At 64.0% G+C, this 15,426-nt stretch carries 14 protein-coding genes; 4 read left to right on the top strand and 10 right to left on the bottom strand.

Annotated elements, in window-relative coordinates; translation table 11 throughout:
- Window positions 1-174 precede the first annotated feature (174 nt).
- From V7116_RS07515 to argS, 6 genes are all read right to left on the bottom strand, one after another.
- Complete coding sequence (locus V7116_RS07515; RefSeq protein ID WP_324391280.1) at window positions 175-2,577, bottom strand: ATP-binding protein; 2,403 nt, start codon at window positions 2,575-2,577, stop codon at window positions 175-177.
- Between the two features lie 113 nt (window positions 2,578-2,690).
- Complete coding sequence (locus V7116_RS07510) at window positions 2,691-3,929, bottom strand: site-2 protease family protein (protein ID WP_324391279.1); 1,239 nt, start codon at window positions 3,927-3,929, stop codon at window positions 2,691-2,693.
- 454 nt (window positions 3,930-4,383) lie between these two features.
- A complete protein-coding gene (dcd, locus tag V7116_RS07505; RefSeq protein ID WP_324391278.1) occupies window positions 4,384-4,938 on the bottom strand; it encodes a dCTP deaminase in 555 nt (184 codons plus the stop codon).
- Window positions 4,939-5,000: 62 nt separating this feature from the next.
- Entirely contained in the window at window positions 5,001-5,696 is a 696-nt protein-coding gene (locus V7116_RS07500; protein ID WP_324391277.1) for an HAD family hydrolase, read from the bottom strand.
- An 18-nt stretch (window positions 5,697-5,714) separates the two neighbouring features.
- Window positions 5,715-6,056 (bottom strand): hypothetical protein, encoded by a 342-nt coding sequence (locus tag V7116_RS07495; protein WP_324391276.1) that lies wholly within the window; start codon window positions 6,054-6,056, stop codon window positions 5,715-5,717.
- Between the two features lie 19 nt (window positions 6,057-6,075).
- Window positions 6,076-7,785 carry an arginine--tRNA ligase gene (gene argS / locus V7116_RS07490; protein ID WP_324391275.1) on the bottom strand — a complete coding sequence of 570 codons (1,710 nt, stop codon included), beginning with the start codon at window positions 7,783-7,785 and terminating at the stop codon, window positions 6,076-6,078.
- Between the two features lie 182 nt (window positions 7,786-7,967).
- Between argS and V7116_RS25740 the strand changes: the two genes are divergently transcribed.
- Window positions 7,968-8,444 carry a KTSC domain-containing protein gene (locus tag V7116_RS25740; protein ID WP_349258470.1) on the top strand — a complete coding sequence of 159 codons (477 nt, stop codon included), beginning with the start codon at window positions 7,968-7,970 and terminating at the stop codon, window positions 8,442-8,444.
- Window positions 8,386-8,649, top strand: coding sequence for a YjzC family protein (locus V7116_RS07485; protein ID WP_324391274.1), 264 nt, complete (start codon window positions 8,386-8,388; stop codon window positions 8,647-8,649). The genes V7116_RS25740 and V7116_RS07485 overlap by 59 nt, the downstream gene beginning before the upstream one ends.
- Before the next feature lie 76 nt (window positions 8,650-8,725).
- Here the strand turns inward: V7116_RS07485 and V7116_RS07480 are convergent, their stop codons facing one another.
- From V7116_RS07480 to V7116_RS07465, 4 genes are all read right to left on the bottom strand, one after another.
- Window positions 8,726-9,058, bottom strand: coding sequence for a potassium channel family protein (locus V7116_RS07480; protein WP_324391273.1), 333 nt, complete (start codon window positions 9,056-9,058; stop codon window positions 8,726-8,728).
- A gap of 73 nt (window positions 9,059-9,131) precedes the next feature.
- Complete coding sequence (locus V7116_RS07475; protein ID WP_324391272.1) at window positions 9,132-9,335, bottom strand: hypothetical protein; 204 nt, start codon at window positions 9,333-9,335, stop codon at window positions 9,132-9,134.
- Window positions 9,336-9,618: 283 nt separating this feature from the next.
- Window positions 9,619-10,476 (bottom strand): class I SAM-dependent methyltransferase, encoded by an 858-nt coding sequence (locus V7116_RS07470; RefSeq protein ID WP_324391271.1) that lies wholly within the window; start codon window positions 10,474-10,476, stop codon window positions 9,619-9,621.
- Between the two features lie 132 nt (window positions 10,477-10,608).
- Window positions 10,609-11,703 carry a LysM peptidoglycan-binding domain-containing protein gene (locus V7116_RS07465; protein WP_324391270.1) on the bottom strand — a complete coding sequence of 365 codons (1,095 nt, stop codon included), beginning with the start codon at window positions 11,701-11,703 and terminating at the stop codon, window positions 10,609-10,611.
- Between the two features lie 626 nt (window positions 11,704-12,329).
- Here V7116_RS07465 and V7116_RS07460 point away from each other — a divergent pair.
- Window positions 12,330-13,838 (top strand): C39 family peptidase, encoded by a 1,509-nt coding sequence (locus V7116_RS07460; protein ID WP_324391269.1) that lies wholly within the window; start codon window positions 12,330-12,332, stop codon window positions 13,836-13,838.
- A 234-nt stretch (window positions 13,839-14,072) separates the two neighbouring features.
- Window positions 14,073-15,426 (top strand): murein biosynthesis integral membrane protein MurJ (gene murJ, locus V7116_RS07455; protein ID WP_324391268.1); only part of this gene is annotated, 1,354 nt, incomplete at its 3' end.

Below are 15,426 nucleotides of genomic sequence, written 5' to 3'. Positions count from 1 at the left end.
TCGCGCTTTTTGTAGGGGCGTATCGCAATACGCCCCTACGGGGTGCGTGTGATTAAGCCCTTCGGGGAAACGTGAACTCTCGTGCTTTTCGTAGGGGCGATGCTTGCATCGCCCGCCGTCAGAAAAGCCGGGTAGAGCAAGCTCTACCCCTACGGTTGGCGCTGCCGGAGCGCGTTACACGTCTCCGGCCAGCGGCGCGGAGTGCGGCTCCAGCGCGTCGTCGCCCGCCTGAGGTGGGTGGATCGGCAGCGTGAAGAAAAAGGTCGAGCCTTCGCCCAGGCGGCTTTCCATGCCAAGCTCGCCGCCGTGCGCTTCCACGAGGCTCTTGACGATCGCCAGCCCCAGCCCCGTCCCTTCGATCCCTTCCGTCTCCGCCGAGCGCACCCGGTAGAACCGCGTGAAAATCTGCGCCTGATCCTCCGGCCCGATGCCGATCCCCGTGTCGCGGATGGCGACGCGCACCGAATCCCCGTGCTGCGCGGCAATGATCGTGACGCTGCCGCCTCCGGGCGTGTACTTGATCGCGTTGCTGATCAGGTTGTTGGCGATCTGCCGCAGGCGCTGCTCGTCGGCCTCGATGATCGGGAGCGTGGGCGGGATATCGACCTCGATGCGGATGTTTTTCTGTTCGGCGCGCAAGCTCTGGGTGAACGCTTCCTGCGAGAACAGCACTTCCAGGCTGACCGGGTGATAGCGCAGGATCAGCCCGCTTTCGATGCGCGCCATGTCCAGCAGGTCGTCGATCAGCTCGCGCATGTGGGCGACCGCCTGGTGCACGCGGTTCATGTATTCCGTGCCCTGCGGCGTCAGTTGGTGCGTCATGCTGATCAGATCGAGATAGCCCAGAATCACGCTCAGCGGGTTCTTCAGGTCGTGCGAGGCCGTGGCGACCAGTTCCGTTTTGAGCTGCTCGGTGCGCTTGAACGGCGTGACGTCGTGGAGCAGGATCGTCCAGCCGACTTCGGGCACGGGCATGATGCTGGTGTGAAATGTGCGGTCATCTTCCAGCTTGATCTCCTCGACCAGCATCAGATCGAGCTGCTGCGCGCGGCGGTAGAGCCGGGCGAGCGGCGTTTCGCCCAGAACCGTGTCGAACGAGGGCCGCCCGCTGACGGCTTTCGGCGCGAGGTGGAAGATCGCCATCGCCGCCTGATTGACCAGCGCCAGCCGCCCGTCGCGCTGCACGACGATCACGGCGTCGGTGGTGCTGCTGAGGATGACCTCCAGCTTTTTCTGCTCGCGGCGGGTCTCGTCGAACAGGCGCGCATTGTCCAGCGCCACCGCGACCCGCGTCGCCAGCCGGGTGACGAACTCCAGGTTGTCTTCCGTGAAGCCGTTGAGATCGTAGCTGCTCAGCAGCAGCACGCCCGTGACGCGTTCATCGCGGATCATCGGCACGGCTAGCAGCGAGCGAACGTGTTTCACGATGTCGATGTAATCGGGATCGCTCGAAACGTCGGGGATGATCTCCGGCTGGCCGCTGCGCACCACGCGCCCGGTCACGCCGATGTTGACCGACGTCACGGCGGCGCGGAGCTGTTCCCATTCGTCCGTGCTGTAGCCGTAGGCGGAATTGAAGGAAATCGCCCCCGTGTCGGGATCGACCAGGGCGAGCGCGGCGGTATTGCTGCCTGTGAAGCGCAGCGCCCAGTCGAAGGCCAGATTGATCACGCGGTCCATGCTGAGGGCCGCGTTCAGTTCGCGGTCGATCTGACCCAGGATGCGCAGCTCCTGCACGCGGGCAGTGAGCTGTTCGTCCGTCCGGGTATAGAGCAGCGCCTTTTCCAGCGTAACGGCGAGATTGGCCGCCAGCGCGTCGAGCAGGCTGCGCTGTTCGAGGCTGATCGGCTGGAGCCTGTCGGCGTTATCGACCAGGATCGCGCCCTTGAGGCTCTCGCCAATGCGCAGCGGGACCGCGTAAAAGCCGCGGAAGTCCAGCATGGCAAGCAGATTGTACAGCGCGGACCCGGCGACACTCGCGGCGTCCTCGACCAGCACCGGCTCGCCGCGCAGCCAGGGATCGATCAGCGGATCGGGCGTGCCGGACGCGGCGATCTGGATTTGTTCCAGCTTATAGCGCCGGATCGTGTCCAGAATGCTGCGATTGAAGGCCCCAAAGTGCCACGTGCGTTCGTTTTCGTCGTAGAGCAGCACGAGGCCGCGCTCGACGTGCAGCAGATCGACCAGGATGCGCGGGATCTCTGCGAGGATCGCGCTGTGGTCGAAGCGCGCGCCGAGTTCCAGGATCGCGTCACGCAGGGCGATGAGATCCTGGACCTGCTGCCGCAGGGATTGGTTCGTTTCGTGGAGATTGTCGGGAGATGTGTCTGTGCCGGGGTCGCGCAGTGGGACGCGGCCTAACACGTAGCCGGTGCCGACGGCCAGCGGCGCGATTGCCAGCCATGCCACGACGTTCGCGCCCGGCCCGCCTGCCGCAGCCCACAGCGCCATAAACAGCGTAAGTGCCGCGCCGATGCCCAGGGCTGCTGCCCGCTTCGAAAGTCGTTCCGGCGCGTGACCTGTCGCCGGAGATGCCGCTGCGGTTGCGGCTGCCTGCGCCTGCCGTTTCGGGTCCATAGCTTGCCTTTTCTTGCCCCCATGAGATGCTATTATAGCATTAGGAACGAGGGGTTGGGCAAGTGATGTGACAGGCCAGTGACGGCGATCACATTATCCCATCAGTGATTGCGTCAGGTCGGGCTGTAGAACGGCACCGGGATCAGGATCAGGAAAAAGATGATGATCGTCGCCAGTCCGATGATGGTGCGCGGCAGGCCGAGCGGCTGTACGTCGTCGTGGGGCGGGGGATGGCGCAGCCCGGTCAGAAGCCCCATGAAGGCCCAGATCAGCCACATGAACACGCCGCCCACGAAGCCGAGCATGATCAGCACGGTGAAGGTCACCATCGCCAGCGTCCAGGCGCGCCTGCCGAACAGCGCGTAGGACACGTGCCCGCCGTCGAACTGGCCGAGCGGCAGCAGGTTGAGCGCGGTCAGCAGCACGCCGAACCACGCCGCCAGCGCCATCGGATGCCCCTGAAGCACGAAGCGGTCCAGGTTGCCGATCTCGGGCGCGACGAGGCGCGCGATGCCGTCGAGCAGGGGCGGGTTGGCGACGCGCGTGATGTTGGCGCTCATCCAACTGGTCGGCAGGCCGACTGCCTGCGGCTGGGTCACCCCGATCGCGTACAGCGGCAGGGCGACGACCAGCCCGGCCAGCGGCCCGGCGATGCCCACGTCGAACAGCGCGCGCCGGTTGAGCAGCGGGCTTTTGATGAAGATCACCGCGCCCAGCGTGCCGAGTGTGTTCGGCACGGGCAGCGGAATGAAAAACGGCAGGGTGACTTTGACGCCGTGCAGCCGTCCCGCGACGTAGTGGCCCATCTCGTGCGTGCCCAGAATGCCGAGCAGCGTCAGCGAAAACGGCAGCCCCTTCTGTAGATAGTCCCACAGGGCGCGCATGTCGCCCTTGTCGATCAGATCCATGAAGTAGGACGGCGGCCAGCCCACGATGGACGCGCCCATGACGGTCGTGGAGGCGATGGTCACCAGCAGCAGGCCGAGATGCAGCCACCACGGCGAGCTGAAGCGACGCTGCGGCAGATCGCCTTCGATGGCGATCACCACTTCCTCGCCGCGCTCGCGTTGGAGCATGGGCGTATAGCCCAGCGGCTTGATGCGCTCAGTGAGCGTGGCGTAGGCCGTGTCGCGCGGGGCGAGCAGGTGCCCGCGAAAGATGTAGATCTGGCCGACGCGCTGCTGGTACTCGCGCTGTTCGCCCAGGATCTCCATCACCCCGTCCAGCGCCTGACGCAGCTTGAGCAGGTTCCCGTCCGGGGCGGGAGCGGCCTCGGTCGCCGTGGCGGGCTGGTGAGGCGGTGCGGGAGCCTCGCTGTGGCTGGCATTGGTGAACGATTCTGAAAGACTCATGACGCGCTCTTTTGGGTTCGGACGTTGGTTAAGCCGATCTTACCAAGCCTGGCGCGATCTGGCGCGTTTTCTAAAGAAACGTTAACCGGGAAGAAGCAGCGGTTAGCTTTTGGCGATTAGCCGGTAGCAAGTGCAAAAGCAATCGTCGGAAATTGTTTGGGGTTCAGTTTGGATACGAAAAGGCAGGGCGGGTTGCGTGCAGTTTAATAAAGTAATCCGGTTACCACCGCGACCTCACCCCCGGCCCCTCTCCAATCTGGATTGGAGAGGGAAGACAAGCAGCGCCCGATGGGGTTTTGTAGGGGCGGGTTTCTAACCCGTCCTGGTTTGCCAGATTCAGAAGCTAAAGCGCATCAAACCCGCCCCTACGAGAGCCGACGTTCAGCGTGTGCGGTTTTGCCCGTGCTTTTGGTTCCTGGCTAACCGCCAACTGCTAGAAGCTGACGGCTGCGGTTTACAGCTTGGGCAGCTCGATCGTTTGCTGATGCTGGTATTTGCCCTTCTTGTCCGCGTACGAGATGTCGCAAACTTCGTCCGCCTCGAAGAACAGCACCTGCGCGATGCCCTCGTTGGCGTAGATGCGCGCGGGCAGCGGCGTCGTGTTGCTGATTTCCAGCGTGACGAAGCCTTCCCATTCCGGCTCGAAGGGCGTCACGTTGACGATCAGGCCGCAGCGTGCGTAGGTGCTCTTGCCGACGCAGATCGTCAGCACGTTGCGCGGAATGCGGAAGTACTCGACGGTCTTGGCGAGCACAAAGGAGTTGGGCGGGATGACGCAGATGTCGCCCCTGAAGTCCACCATCGACTGCGGATCGAAGGCTTTGGGATCGACGATGGCGCTGAAGACGTTGGTGAAGATCTTGAATTCGTCAGCGACACGGATGTCGTAGCCGTAGGAGGATACGCCGTAGCTGATCACGCCGTTGCGGACCTGTCCGTCCACGAACGGCTCGATCATGCCGTGCTCCTGGGCCATCTTACGAATCCAGTGGTCGGGTTTGATGCTCAAGGGTGCTTGTCTCCTCGTTCGCGGGCCTGAATGGGCACGTCGATAGGCGCGGGCAGCGCCGCTTAATGAATTTTGATCGGGATGCAGCGGGCTTTGGACGTGAACAACCACGCCTGCCCCGGAATAGGCGACGACGTGATGGCCGTGCCGGTAAAGTCGGGAATGGTGTAGGCTGCACCCGTCGCGACCAGATGATCGCTGCGCTCGCTGATGCCGATGCACAACATCCCGGCGTGCGTGGCGGCGGTGACGCCGCTGATCGCGTCCTCGAACACGAGGCACTTCGCGGGCGGCACGCCGAGCGCTTCCGCGCCGCGCAGGTAACAGTCGGGATCGGGCTTGCCGCGCTGGACGTCCTCGCCGGTGACGATCGCGTCGAACACGCCATCCAGCCCCAACTGTTGGAGCACGAGTTCCACTTTGAAGGGCGCGCCGCTGGTGACCAGGGCCGTCCGGGCGTTCCAGTCGCGCAGGGCGCCCAGCAGCGCCGTGATGCCGGGCATGGGCACGTACTGCGCGGCGGCTTCGCTGTCGAGCATGGGCTGGAGCACGGCGTCCCAGTCCGATTCGGGGATCATCGGGAACAATGCTGCAAGCGTGGTTTCTGCTTTGCACCCGTAGACGTGACGGTCAAAGTCGTCGGAGGTGAGCGTCACGCCGACCTGCTGCGCGACGGCCTGCCACGTGCGGTCCACATCGGCGCGGGTATCGGTCACCACGCCATCCATATCGAACAGAATCGCTTCCACCGGCTGCATGGGTGGATATTCTCCTTCTTACGGCAGGTCGTCCTCGGAGAGCAGGGGAACCAGATAGATCACCGGCTCTTCGTAGGGGTGCGCGGCGCGGATCGCCTGGACGACGGCCCGCGCGCGGCTGGCGGCGCAAAACGTCTCGATACGCGTTTCCGGGACGTAGTTCACTTCGTTTTTCTCGCCCACGGCGGGCGAGGCGGCCTCGTTCGGCTTGAACTGGCCCATGCCTTCCAGACGGTAGCCGCAGTGGGTGTAGTTGCCCAGCACCCCGCCGCCCGCCGACGCGATGGCGTCCATGACGGCGTCGGCGTAGGCGGTCGGCACACCCACCACGACCATGATCTGCTGTTCCTGTCCCTGCATTGCGGCCTCGGTTGGGCGGTTACATGACTTCCGGCGCAGACATACCCATCAACATCAGGACGCGCTTGAAGACGATCTGCGCGGCGCGGTAGAAGCGCAGGCGGGCTTTCGCCACGTCCGCCGGGACTTCGCTGTGCAGCACGCGGACTTCCTCGTAGAGCGGGTGGAACTGGCGCGCGAGGTCGAGCGCGTAGAACGCGACCTTGTGCGGCGCAAGCTCGTCGTAGGCCTGCACGAGCACTTCGGGCAGCTCCAGCATCTTGCGCAGGAAGGCTTGCTCCGGCTCGCCCAACAGCGACAGATCCGCGCCGTCGTCGGTGAGGCCCTGTTCGGCGGCCTGCCGGAAGATCCCGGCGCAGCGGACGTGCGCGTTCTGGATGTAGTAGACCGGATTTTCGTTGGCCTGCTGGCGCGCGAGATCGAGGTCAAATTCGAGGTGACTGTTGGGGCTGCGGGCCAGGATGAAATAGCGCACCACGTCCGCGCCGACGTCTTCCACCAGCTCGTCGAGCGTGACGTACTCGCCGCGACGGGTGCTCATCTTGCGCGCCTCGCCGCCTTCGAACAGCGTTACGAACTGGTGCAGCAGCACGTGGACGGGACGCGGATCGCGCCCGATGGCCTGCAAGCCGCGCGCGACGGTCTGCGCCTCGATGATGTGGTCCGTGCCGAGCACGTTGATCAGGTACGCGAAGCCGCGATCCAGCTTATCGACGTGGTAGGCGATGTCGGGCAGGACGTAAGTCGGCTCGCCGGAGGACTTGACCAGCACGCGGTCTTCCTCATCTCCGAGCATGGTGGAGCGGAACCATACCGCTTCTTTTGCGTCCGCCGGAGTCTTGGCGATCTCTTCCTCGCTCGCGCCTTCGCGGTTGACTGCGCGGTAGACGTAGCCGCCCTGTTCCAACTGTTCGAGGATGCGCCAGACCGCGCCGCTCTCGTAGACGCTGTTCTCGTTGAAGAAGTGGTCGAACTTCATGCTGACGCGGGCGAGGCTGCGCTCGATCCAGGCGAAGATCGACCGCTCGGCTTCGTCCTTGAAGGCTTTCCACTCCGCGTCCTTGAGCGCGTCGCCGTGCTGCGCCACGAGATCGCGGGCGATGTCGCCAATGTAGTCGCCCTGGTAGCCCGCTTCGGGGAACTCGAACGGCAGGCCGAGCGCTTCCAGGTAGCGGGCCTGGACGCTGCGCCCCAGCATTTCCATCTGGCGGCCCGCGTTGTTGAAGTAGTACTCCATCTGCACGGTGTAGCCGAGCGCGGTCAGGACGTTCGCCATGGTGCTGCCAATCACGCCGCCGCGCGTGCGGCCCACGGTGATCGGGCCGGTCGGGTTGGCGCTGACGCACTCCACCTGGGCGGTCTGGCCCGCGCCGATATCGAGCGTGAACACGGCGTCGCCCGCGGCGATGATCGCTTCCACCTGGTCCAGCAGCCACGCCGGATCGAGGCGGAAGTTCAGGAAGCCGGGCGCGGCCACCTCGATGCCGGTCACGTAGTCCGGCGAGGTGAGGTGCGCGGCAATCTTCTGCGCGATGGCGAGCGGGGCCTGACGCGCGGGCTTGGCGAGCTGCATGGCGACCGGGCTGGCGTAGTCGCCCAACTCGGGCTTGGCGCTGCGCTGGACCGGGATGGATTCGGGCAGATCAAAGGTGGGCAGCTCTCCGGCAGCCTGCGCGCTGGCGAGCGCGTCACGGATCAGGACGGCGAGCTGATTAGGAATCGGATTCACGCGGGTTACTCCTGGCAACACGAACGGGCCGGTCAAAAACTCCGCGAATTGTAGCACATTTGGGGGAAGTTATTAGCCGTCAGTTTTTAGTTGTTAGTGGAGGCAGCGATCAGCCGTCAGTGGTCAGCGGTCAGCGGTCAGCGGTCAGCAAACGCAAGGTCAAGAGCACGGCGGGGGGATTTATGAATTGGCGAGAGACTTGTCGTAGAACGAATGGTCTGAATGCTGGAACCCAATCTTCAATTGTACTTTATGGCACAAATTCTATATATAGGGGTTATAATATGACGCAGTACCCATATATGGTGATTTTGCTTCGCTTTAAGCCTTTTGCTGTTCAACTTAAACTCCTCTCAATAACCCAACTATATACGATTATTTTCCTTTATCTCAGGCGTGCGCGCGCATTGTGTTTCGCTCGCTATCACTATGAGAGGGGAAAGAACATGAACCGACAGTACGTCCAGTCAGAGGATCTCCGCTCAGTTGGCTATGAGTCAGCAACGAGCACGCTGGAGATCGAATTCAATAGCGGGGGGATATACCGATACTACGGTGTGCCCTACAGTGTCTATCTGGCTCTCATGAACGCATCCTCGCATGGGAAGTACTTCCACGCATACATCAAAGATCAGTATCGCTGGCAGCGGGTCGCGTAGAAAAGGACAAGAGCAAACGATGACAGATCCACAAAAACCAGGAGAAATTCCGGAGCGCTCGGGAGAATATGAGGAACGCGGCCCTAGAGGCGGAAAGATTCCTCATCCGCGCCAAGTAACAATTGAGCCCACGGATAGACCACTGCCTCCTACACAGAAGCCAGATCGTACCTGGGTGAGAATCAGCCCTCCGAAGAAGAAGTGAAGTGTGAGTACTGCGGGTGGGCGGGTCACAGACCCGCCCCTACAAATTGAAGTGGGAGGGGGACGGAGTGGGGCGATTATGCCGGATCGTTTGATTTCTGGATGACGGCCAGGGCGAGCTTGCCTACCAGCGCGACGAACACACCAACGCCAACCAGTAGATAGATAATGGTGAAGATCTTGCCCACGTTGGTCCGGGGGGCGAAGTCGCCATAGCCGACGGTGGACATGGTGGCGACGCTGAAGTACAGCGCGTCGAGCACCGACCAGCCCTCGACGCCCGCGTAGAAGATCGTGCCGCTGGCGAGCAGCACGACGAACACCACCACCAACGCGCGGAATTCGGGATCGGTCCAACTGCGCGCCACGGCGCGGGCCAGACGCACAAACGTCAATAAAAAGGAAACCACGTTCTTTCCCTTTGCGTGCCGTGCGGGTATGGGGTCTACGATCGAGGGGCCGCGCTTGCGCCTCGATGGTCCGCTACGCCTGTTCGTAGGCGAGCAGGATCAGGCCCAGCTCGCGCTCTTTGGCCTTCAGCTTTTCGACCTGTTCGGGCGTGAGGTCGGCGGGCTTCAGCGCCGGCTTAACGGCCAGGATCACCGTGCCGAGCTCGGATTCCAGCGCGCGGACCTTTTCGAGCGTGTCGCGGTCGAGATCGGCAAAGCTCATGTTCGAGGCGTTCATGGGGACGGCTCCTTAGGCTCGAAGCGGGCAAAAGCTGTTGTGTCCCTCATTGTACGACAGGTTGCGGCGTTCGCGGATTAGAGCTTGTTGAACGTACAGCCCTCCCATCCCCTGGCCCCTTCCCCCACGCAAGCGGAGGGAAGGGGAATCGCCCCAATGTAACCCTGCTGCGCGGCGACAAATGAGCGTAAAAACGGGCGGAGCAAGCCCCGCCCCTACGGATCGCTGCGAGAAGGAATGCGTGCGAAAGCAGTTCTCGCGCTCGAAAAGCGCATAACACGCCCTAATCTTTGCTGAACCGTTCCGCTTCGATCACGCCGTCGTCCCCGACCGGCACGCGCGCTTCGCAGTTCAGACAGCGCCAGCCGCCTTCGACCGGGATCATCTCGACGGCACCGCAGGCGGGGCAGCGCCAGATCTCTTCCAGGGCGAGCGGTCCGGCGGGCGGCAGCGTGCCCGGTTTTTCCGCCCAGACGATGCGGTAATCTACCTGCCACAGCTCGATCTCGACGCGGCCCATGCCCAGATCCTTGAGCAGATCCTTCAGCGCGTCGTGGGAAAAGGTGCGGCCCGGCATCAGTTTGGCGTCGAGGCCCTGGCGGTTGGTGAGCACCAGCGGCCCACCGGGACGCAGCACGCGCACCAGCTCGCGCAGGACGGCGCGCGGGTCCATCATAAATTCGAGCGCTTCGAGGCAGGTCACGAGGTCGAATGTGCCGTCTGGGAAGGGCAGGCGCTCGGCGGGCAGGTGCAGCAGCGCGGCGCGGCGGCCAAAGGGCGCGAGCTTGGGCGCGGCTCCCGCCAGCATCTTGCGGCTGAGATCGATCGCGACGATGCGCCCCTGGAAATCGGGCTGTTCGAGCAGCGCGACGGGCAAACGGCCCGTGCCGGTCGCTACGTCGAGCACGAGCGGCGCGCGGACGTGCGTCAGATGTTGGAGGATGGGCCGCGCGAGGAAATAGTCTTCGGTGATGGGATCGTACTGCTTGATGCCGTCGTAGCGGCCCGCGTAGACGTCGTAAAGCCAGATCACCGTGCGGCGACCCAAATAGATGCCTTCGGTTTTGATCAGCAGATACCACAACAGCGCGGCGATCAGTGCTATCGCGCCGATCACCGCTGCGAGAATGCCCCAGGTCATGCACATCCGTCCTGATGTATGCGAGTGCCGGTGAAAAAAGCGACCTTGCCCCGGCCCAAACCCACTATCACAGGGGCAAAGTGAAATGCGGGGCGGGTTATCGGCCCGCCCCTGACCCATCGTGGGCGGAAGTCACGACGACATCACGCTGGCGATCTCGCTGGTCTGCGTCGAGCCGTCGGGCATGGTGGCGCGCGCCTGGAGATAGCCCGCCGTCGCGGACGGAACGGCCCAGGTAATCGCGGAGCCGTCTGCCGGATTGGCATCCGTGCCGATGAGCTGCGCGGCGCTGCTGCCACTGGTCCCGCCGGTGGGCGAGAACGTGAAGTCGACCTTGAGCGCGCCGACCGGGCCATCGGGCCAGGCGATCGTCACCGTCGCGCCGCCTTGCAGCGTGTACCATCCGCCCGCCGTGCTGATGATGGGCGTGATGGTCAGCAGGTTGCGTTGGCCGCCGGGCGGCTGGTAGGACGGATCGTACGTGATGGTGAAGGTCGTGCTGGGCAGCGTGCCGACCTCGTTGGCTGCGAACGCCTGGAAGGTGTATACGCCCGCCGCCGGGAAGTCGTAATCGATGAACGCGCCGTCGTACGGGTCCAGGTCCGAGCCGACGCCGATCGCGGGGCCGCCGGACGGATCGTTGACGTAAAACGCGACGCTGGCCGCGTTGAGCACTTCGCCCGCGTTGATCCGCACGACTTCGGAATAGGTGATCGCCGTGCCGTTCACGGTGGTCCAGTGCGGATCGACCGTGAGGGCGGTGCTGTAGATCGGCAGCCGCGGGTTGCTGGTGGGAATGGCCGTCGCTACAGGCGGAAGCTGCGGCACGCGAAGCTGCTGGCCGACGTAGATCAGCTCGGTGTTGGTCAGGCAGTTGGCCGAGGCAAGCTGGGCCACGGTGGTCCCGGTTACGGCGGCAATGACGCCCAACGTATCGCCCGCGGCCACGGTGTAGAGCGGCCAGCCGGTTTGCGCCACGCAGTTGATCTGCGTGGCCGGGATGGCCGTGGAGGCGGGCAGGGCGACGCCGGTCGGGAGCGGGGTGGGCGTGAGGATAACCACGGTCGGCGTGAGCGTCACGGCGGCGGTGGGCGTCAGAATAATGGGGATGCGCGTCGGCGTGGGGTCGGCCTCGTCGCCGCTCGACAGGCTGCAGGCCAGCGTTGCAGTCAGCAGCGCTAGCAGCAAGATCAACAACCGGCTGGACATCGGGCGGGATCGAAGCATGGACGGGCGCTCCTTTGGCTCTGACGCGTGGCGGCTGTCCCGGTGCGCGGCAGTCGCCCGGAAATGAGTCAGTGTTCCGGTATGTGTTGCCTTCGTATTATAGCAGATCGCAGTTTCCACCCTGCAGATCAGAGGCACAGCACGCCGGGCAAACCGGATGGGTATCGCCGAGGAGCCGTAGGTCATTTGGCGCTAGACAACGGCTCCGCTTGTGCGATACTAGTGCAAGATCGTCAGGGTGAACCGTCGCTCGCGGATGGCCGGTGATGCCGCCGCGAAACAGGCCCCGTTTGCGCCTGTAGATGCTGGCAGACTCGGCCCAAATGCGCTATAGTGCCGCGCAGCACGGGGAGAACGGCGGGGTCATCGTGCCTCGTGGTCGCCCGCCATTCAAACGCTCGTTCACTCGTATCGTATAGGCTGCGCATCTCGTTCGGCGTACTGTAAAAAACGGCCCGCGCAGCGGCCACAAAACGACCGGATGACCCGGCAGGTTGTCTGCCCGCCGGTCGGCGAAGGAGCAGGTCAGGTTGGATAAAAACAATACGTCAAAAGTACCGCGCGTTCCTTCGAACGTCCCCAATGATTACGATCGCCTTCCGGCCCCGGGAGCGCTAAATATTCCGTTGAGCGGCCCACGCCGCCGCCAGCAGGCACGGCTCAGCCGTGGAGCCAGCCGCCTGCCGGGGTGGGCCAAGGCGCTGATGGCCGTGGGCGGCGCATTCGTCGCGTTCGGCATCGTGGCGCTCATTGTGGCGGCGATTATTTTCCCGCCCTTCTTCCGCAACCTGGAGCCGCGCTACCAGCAGCGCATCATCGACCTGTTTCCCCCTGCCGAATATTTCAAACCGACCGTACCCTTCGAGGTGCTGCCGACGATCAGCGGGGCGGGCGACAGCAGCGCCGCGCAGCAGCTTCTGCTGACGCCTGAAATCACGGCGACGCCGGAAGCCACCGAAGCCGTCGCCGGGCCGACCTCCACGCTGGACGAAGGCGCGACCGGCAGTGAAGACGCGGGCGGCATCCCGGTTGGGATGGCGGGCACACCTGAAGAAGCGACGCCGCTGCCCGTGTACGAAGCGCCGACACAGATGCCCGCCGACGCGACCTGGACCCCGGCCCCGCAGGAAGTCGCGGTGGCGCAGCCCGCCGATATTGCGATGCCAGCGTCCACGCGGCTGAGCGGCATCAAGTACGAAGCGCAGCGGTGGAACAACTGCGGCCCGACGACCATGACCATGGCGCTGAGCTATTACGGCTGGACCGATACGCAGACGACCGCCGCGAACTGGATGAAGCCCAACAGCGAAGACAAAAACGTCAGCCCGTGGCAGATGGTGCGCTTCGTGAACGACAATTCGGGCATGCGCGCGCTGTACCGCATCGGCGGTAGCGAGCAGGTGCTCAAGCGGCTGCTGGCGCTCAACTTCCCGGTGATTATCGAACGCGGCTTCCAGCCCGCCGGGGAAGACTGGATGGGCCACTACCAACTGCTGATGGGATACGACGACAGCGCGCAGACGTTCTTCGCGTTCGACAGCTTCCTCGGCCACGGCAACATGCAGGGTATGCCGGAATCGTATTCGGACATCGATTCGGTGTGGCGGCAGTTCAACCGCGTGTTCATCGTCGTCTACGAGCCTTCGCGCGAGACGGAGCTGCGGCAGGCGCTGGGCGATTACGTCGATCCCGAATACGGCGCGCGGGTCGCGCTGGAAACCGCCCGCACCGAGGCGACCAAGAACGTCGAAGACAAGTATGCGTGGTTCAACATGGGCACGGCCTACGTCGCGCTGAAGGACTACGAGAACGCCGCGCTGGCCTATGACCGCGCCTTCCAGCTTCAACTGCCGTGGCGTATGCTGTGGTACCAGTTCGGGCCGTACGAAGCGTATTACAACGTGGGCCGCTACAACGACGTGCTGGCGCTCGCCAAGTCGAACCTGGGGACCACGACGTTTGTCGAGGAAACGTACTACTACGAAGGTCTGGCCTATGCCGCCGAGGGCGACGCCAGCCAGGCCGTCTCGAACCTGGATCGGGCGCTGAGCCTGAACAAGAACTTCTTCCCGGCCCAGGAAGCCAAAGCGCAGGTCCAGAACGGGACCTTCGTCGCCAACGCAACCGGCAGCTAGTCCCGGACCGGCTGCATAGACCTACGTGCCGCACCGCGCCGGGCCCGATAACGGCCCGGCGATTTTTTTGCCCTGAACGCGATCTTGCCCCGGCCCTTCTTCACTTTGATCGAAGAAGGAAGACAGGCAGCACCAACGGGGTTTGGGCGGGGCGGGTTCCAGACTCGCGCCCCCCGATGAGCTTTGAGCGACCTTTGATTTGATCCGCATTCACAAACGAGGTGATCGCCCGCGATGAGTGAATCCGTGTCTTCCCCGATGCCCAACCGTTCCGACGCGCGCAGCATGGCGCGCAACACTTTGATCCTGATCGCGGCGTTTGCCACGTCAAAGGCGATCAGCCTGATCCAGACGTTCATTATCGCTGACGTGTTCGGCGCAGGCGACAAGTGGGACGCGTACGTAACGGCCAACCGCATCCCGGAGCAGATCGTGCTGCTGATCGGCGGCGGGGCGCTGTCGTACGCGTTCATCCCGATCTTCAGCAGTTTGCTGGCGCACGACGACCGCGACCGCGCGTGGATGCTGGCGAGCAACGTGATCAATACCGTGCTGGCCGTGACGCTGGCGCTGAGCGTGATCGGCTTCGCGCTGGCGCCGTGGCTGGTGGAACACGTCGTCGCGCCGGGGTTCAGCGCCGATAAGGTCGATGAGACGGCGCGGCTGATGCGCATCTTGCTGATCAGCACCATCGTGTTCAGCGTCAGCGGCATGCTGCAAGGCATTTTGCACAGCTTCAACCACTTTTTGCTGCCCGCGCTGGCCCCGATCATGTTCGACGTGGGCATTTTGTTCGGCGTGGCCGTGCTGATCAAGCCGCTGGGCGTGGACGGCATCGCGTGGGGCGCGGTGCTCGGCTCGGTGATGCACCTGAGTATCCAGGTTCCCGGCCTGATCCGCTTCGGGGTGCGCTGGAAGCCGCGCTTCGGCTGGCGCGACCCGGCGCTGCGGCGCGTGATCGTGCTGATGCTGCCGCGCGTGATGGGGCTGGGCGTGGTGACGTTCAATACGCTGGCGCTCAACAGTTTCGCGTCGCGCATGGGCAGCGGAGCGGTCGCGTCGTTCGACTGGGGCTACCGGCTGATGAATATTCCCGAAACGCTGATCGGCAGCGCGATGGGCTTCGTGGTGTTCCCAACGCTGGCGGCATTCAGCGAGCTGGGCCAGCGCGACAGCCGCCGCCGCACGATGGCGGGCGCGGTGCGCTTCGTGCTGATCGCCACGATTCCCGCCGCCGCCGGGCTGATCCTGGTCGGTCGCCCGCTGGTGAGCCTGCTGGAACGCGGCGAGTTCGACGCACGGCAGGGCGATCTGGTGTACAGCGCCCTGCAGTTCTTCGCGTTCGGGCTGATTTTCCAGAGCGTGCACGAGATCATCGCGCGCAGCTTCTACGCGGACAAGGATACGTATACGCCGCTGTGGGTGTCGCTGATCGCCGCCGTGGTGAACATCGCGGTCGTGAGCGCGGTGTACGTCGGGTACGTGTACCGGCTCGATGGCGGCCTGGGCGACCTCAGCGCGCGGTGGAGCGCGGACGGTGACGAGACGGTGAAGGCGCTGACCGGCCTCGCGGGCGTGGGCGGGCTGG

This window comes from Aggregatilinea sp. (assembly GCF_036822615.1).
Lineage (GTDB): Bacteria > Chloroflexota > Anaerolineae > Aggregatilineales > Aggregatilineaceae > Aggregatilinea.
This window is presented reverse-complemented; position numbering and strand designations above follow the sequence as displayed.

Bases quoted from the DNA above. Each gene is read 5' to 3' on its own strand.
- V7116_RS07515 (WP_324391280.1), bottom strand. From the start codon at position 2,577: ATGGACCCGAAACGGCAGGCGCAGGCAGCCGCAACCGCAGCGGCATCT.
- V7116_RS07510 (WP_324391279.1), bottom strand. From the start codon at position 3,929: ATGAGTCTTTCAGAATCGTTCACCAATGCCAGCCACAGCGAGGCTCCC.
- V7116_RS07500 (WP_324391277.1), bottom strand. From the start codon at position 5,696: ATGCAGCCGGTGGAAGCGATTCTGTTCGATATGGATGGCGTGGTGACC.
- V7116_RS07495 (WP_324391276.1), bottom strand. From the start codon at position 6,056: ATGCAGGGACAGGAACAGCAGATCATGGTCGTGGTGGGTGTGCCGACC.
- V7116_RS25740 (WP_349258470.1), top strand. From the start codon at position 7,968: ATGAATTGGCGAGAGACTTGTCGTAGAACGAATGGTCTGAATGCTGGA.
- V7116_RS07485 (WP_324391274.1), top strand. From the start codon at position 8,386: ATGGGAAGTACTTCCACGCATACATCAAAGATCAGTATCGCTGGCAGC.
- V7116_RS07475 (WP_324391272.1), bottom strand. From the start codon at position 9,335: ATGAACGCCTCGAACATGAGCTTTGCCGATCTCGACCGCGACACGCTC.
- V7116_RS07470 (WP_324391271.1), bottom strand. From the start codon at position 10,476: ATGACCTGGGGCATTCTCGCAGCGGTGATCGGCGCGATAGCACTGATC.
- V7116_RS07465 (WP_324391270.1), bottom strand. From the start codon at position 11,703: ATGCTTCGATCCCGCCCGATGTCCAGCCGGTTGTTGATCTTGCTGCTA.